Annotated in this window: 2 protein-coding genes and 1 riboswitch; both genes read left to right on the top strand. The window is 36.0% G+C overall.

Going from position 1 to position 3,507, the window contains the following annotated elements; translation table 11 throughout:
* Nucleotides 1–398: 398 nt before the first annotated feature.
* Nucleotides 399–478: riboswitch (SMK box riboswitch) on the top strand.
* Complete coding sequence (metK, locus tag EVI01_RS13205) at nucleotides 476–1,669, top strand: methionine adenosyltransferase (RefSeq protein ID WP_010750200.1); 1,194 nt, start codon at nucleotides 476–478, stop codon at nucleotides 1,667–1,669. It overlaps the preceding riboswitch by 3 nt.
* 164 nt (nucleotides 1,670–1,833) lie before the next feature.
* A complete protein-coding gene (locus EVI01_RS13200; protein WP_010750201.1) occupies nucleotides 1,834–3,309 on the top strand; it encodes an MDR family MFS transporter in 1,476 nt (491 codons plus the stop codon).
* Nucleotides 3,310–3,507 lie beyond the last annotated feature (198 nt).

Below are 3,507 nucleotides of genomic sequence, written 5' to 3'. Positions count from 1 at the left end.
CGAAGATACTTGAAAAAGTATCTTTTTTTGTGTAAAAGAATGATTTCAAAAGACTTAGTGCACAGTTTTCATTTGAGAACTTGTTCTAAGTCTTTTAACTATATATGACTGTCTGAATCATTTTCCACCATTTTTTAACCTAGAACGCTACTTAATCAAGTAAATGACGATACATAAAGAAATAAATTTTTTACTTAAAACTTTTCACCTTATTTTTTATTGAGTATATAATAACTGTTTCCCATTTACTCATGTTATTCATTGATTTTTTTGAAATGATAGGTAAAAAATACAAAGAAGTGTAGGTGATTAGGAATGAATTTATCTGGTTATGAGACAATTTTTTAATTAAATGTGTTAAAAAAACAAGCGCAAATTCATTTTATCTGCTATACTGGGATCGTTGCAAGTTCCCGAGAGGATCCGCTAAATACGGAGATGCCTTGTAACCGAAATTAACTAGGGGGAATCATTTATGGGAGAAAGACATTTATTTACCTCAGAATCTGTTTCTGAAGGACATCCAGATAAAATTGCTGATCAAATCAGTGATGCAATTTTGGATGCAATTTTGGCAAAAGATCCAAAAGCCAGAGTAGCTTGTGAAACATCTGTTACAACTGGGCTCGTATTAGTTTTTGGAGAAATCTCTACTACTGCCTATGTCGATATTCAAAAAGTCGTTCGTCAAACGATCAAAGAAATTGGTTATACACGTGCAAAATTTGGTTTTGATGGCGATACAGTGGCTGTATTAGCTGCTATTGATGAACAATCACCTGATATTGCTCAGGGGGTTGATGAAGCACTTGAAATTCGCGATGAAGATAAAAAAGATGTATTAGATGAAATTGGTGCGGGTGACCAAGGATTAATGTTTGGTTTTGCAGTTGATGAAACACCTGAATTAATGCCATTACCAATTGCATTAAGTCATCGTTTAGTTCGACGTTTAGCTGATTTACGTAAATCAAATGAATTAACTTATTTACGTCCTGATGCAAAATCACAAGTAACTGTTGAATATGATGATAATGGTCAACCAGAACGTGTGGATACAATTGTTATTTCAACACAACATGATGATGCAGTTGATAATGAAACAATTCGTCAGGATGTCATCGAAAAAGTAATTAAAAAAGTTATTCCGGCTGAATTACTAGATGATAAAACAAAATACTATATCAATCCTACTGGCCGTTTTGTTATCGGTGGGCCTCAAGGAGACGCTGGGTTGACAGGGAGAAAGATTATCGTTGACACTTATGGCGGCTATGCACGTCATGGTGGAGGGGCATTTTCTGGGAAAGATGCGACGAAAGTTGACCGTTCTGCAAGCTATGCGGCTCGCTATATTGCGAAAAACATTGTGGCAGCTGGCTTGGCTAAAAAAGTAGAGGTTCAATTAGCGTATGCCATTGGAGTGGCACAACCAGTATCTATTTCAGTTAACACTTTTGGTACTTCGTCAGTTCCAGAAGAAGAGTTAATTGCGGCTGTTAGAGAAAACTTTGATCTACGTCCAGCAGGTATTATTGAAATGCTTGATTTACGTCGTCCAATTTATCGTCAAACAGCGGCTTATGGTCATTTCGGTCGCACGGATATTGAACTACCATGGGAAAAAACAGATAAAGTTGAGGCATTAAAAACAAGTTTAGCCAAATAGCTGTTTGTAAGCTGGAATGATTACCTTAAGTGGTAGTTGTTCCAGTTTTTTTATAAGAGCACTTTCTTGGAACACAGCAATTGTTTTAAGTATTGTTATTAATCATTATTTTGGCTTATTTTTTTGTCTAAATATTATTTTTGCAATAAAAAAGGAGGTATAAAATGAAACGTGAAACAAATGTAAAACTAGTAACAATTAGTGTCTTTATTGCGACGTTCATGACTGCTATCGAAGGAACAATTGTAACGACAGCTATGCCAACAATCGTGGGTTCTCTTCATGGAATGGAAATTATGAACTGGGTATTTTCTATTTATTTATTAACCAATGCGATGTTAACACCCATCTACGGAAAATTAGCAGACAAGGTCGGGAGAAAACCTATTTTTATCTTTGGTACGCTATTATTTATTATTGGATCTTTATTTTGTGGTCTTTCTCAAACGATGATTGGGTTGATTGTTGCTCGTGCAGTTCAAGGGATGGGAGCTGGGGCAATGATGCCAGTAGCACTAACAATTATCGGTGATCTTTATACTATTGAAAAACGAGCACGGGTACTAGGATTGAATAGTTCTGCTTGGGGAATCGCTAGTGTATTTGGTCCTTTGGCAGGTGGTTTCATTGTAGAAGCGATTAGTTGGCATTGGATATTTTTTATTAATGTCCCCATTGGTATATTATTGATGGTGTTGATTTGGCTTTATTTAAATGAACCAAACGAGCAACATGAATCGAAACCAATGGATTTACTTGGCAGTCTTAGTTTGATGGCCATGCTAGTTACCTTACTTCTAGGGTTCCAACTGTTGGGTGACCAAGGATTTACACCAATAGTCATTGGGTTACTGTTAGGAAGCATCCTTTTACTATTTTTATTCGCCTTGGCAGAAAAAAGAGCAAAGGATCCAGTAATTATGTTGCATCTATTTTCAAATCCATTATTTGTGGTGGTGAATGTAGCAGCAGCGTTAGCTAGTGGGTTCTTAATGGGAATTGATGTTTATATTCCGATGTGGATGCAAGGCGTATTAGGATTAAATGCCACTGTTGGTGGATTGGTGCTAGCACCACTTTCGATTGTTTGGATGGTAGGTTCTTTCTTAGCAAGTAAATGGATGACCCAAATGGCAACCACTTGGGTGTTACGCATTGGTTTATTAATTGCGGCAGTAGGAGGAGCTTGGTTATGGCTGATGCCATTTGAAAGTAACTTTTTGTGGTTCTTTGCGATTTCAACGATTATTGGTATAGGACTAGGAATTACTATAACAACCTCAACTGTTAGTGCACAAAACAGTGTTCCTAAAGGACAATTGGGGGTGGCGACGTCGTTTAACACCTTAGTTCGAACGATTGGGCAAACGGTAATGGTTGCTGTATTTGGTTTATTACTTAATAGTGTGACACAAAAAGAACTAGCATCAGCTAACTTGACGAACGATACAGATATTATGAACAAACTTGTAAATCCTCAAACAGCAAAAAAAATTGCGATAGATTTAATTACTCCTTTACGAAAAATATTGTATGACGGATTGCATCAAGTTTATTTTGTCGGTTTATTATTGGTGATCATAGCTTTTGTACTAACATTTGCCATTCGAGATAAAGGTGATAGAATAAGAGAGTATTAATTTAGCAAAATAAATCGTGAATCAGCGCTAAATATTCCTTATTAGAAGAGATCATAAAGCTAAATAACATTCATATACTTGTTTTTTAAGTAGTATTTAGAAGGTATAAAAATGGTAAGTTATTTTAGAAAATCATCTCTTATTGTTCGGAGTTACTCGCTTCTTTCACGATCTTATCCACGGTGTTCCATAGCCAGC

The sequence above is a fragment of the Enterococcus villorum genome, assembly GCF_007990225.1.
GTDB classification, from domain to species: domain Bacteria; phylum Bacillota; class Bacilli; order Lactobacillales; family Enterococcaceae; genus Enterococcus_B; species Enterococcus_B villorum.
The sequence above is the reverse complement of the archived record's forward strand: the minus strand, read 5'-3'. Positions and strand labels throughout refer to the sequence as shown.

What these genes read in the sequence shown, in the direction of transcription:
- metK (WP_010750200.1), top strand. Translation starts at nt 476, where the DNA reads ATGGGAGAAAGACATTTATTTACCTCAGAATCTGTTTCTGAAGGACAT.
- EVI01_RS13200 (WP_010750201.1), top strand. Translation starts at nt 1,834, where the DNA reads ATGAAACGTGAAACAAATGTAAAACTAGTAACAATTAGTGTCTTTATT.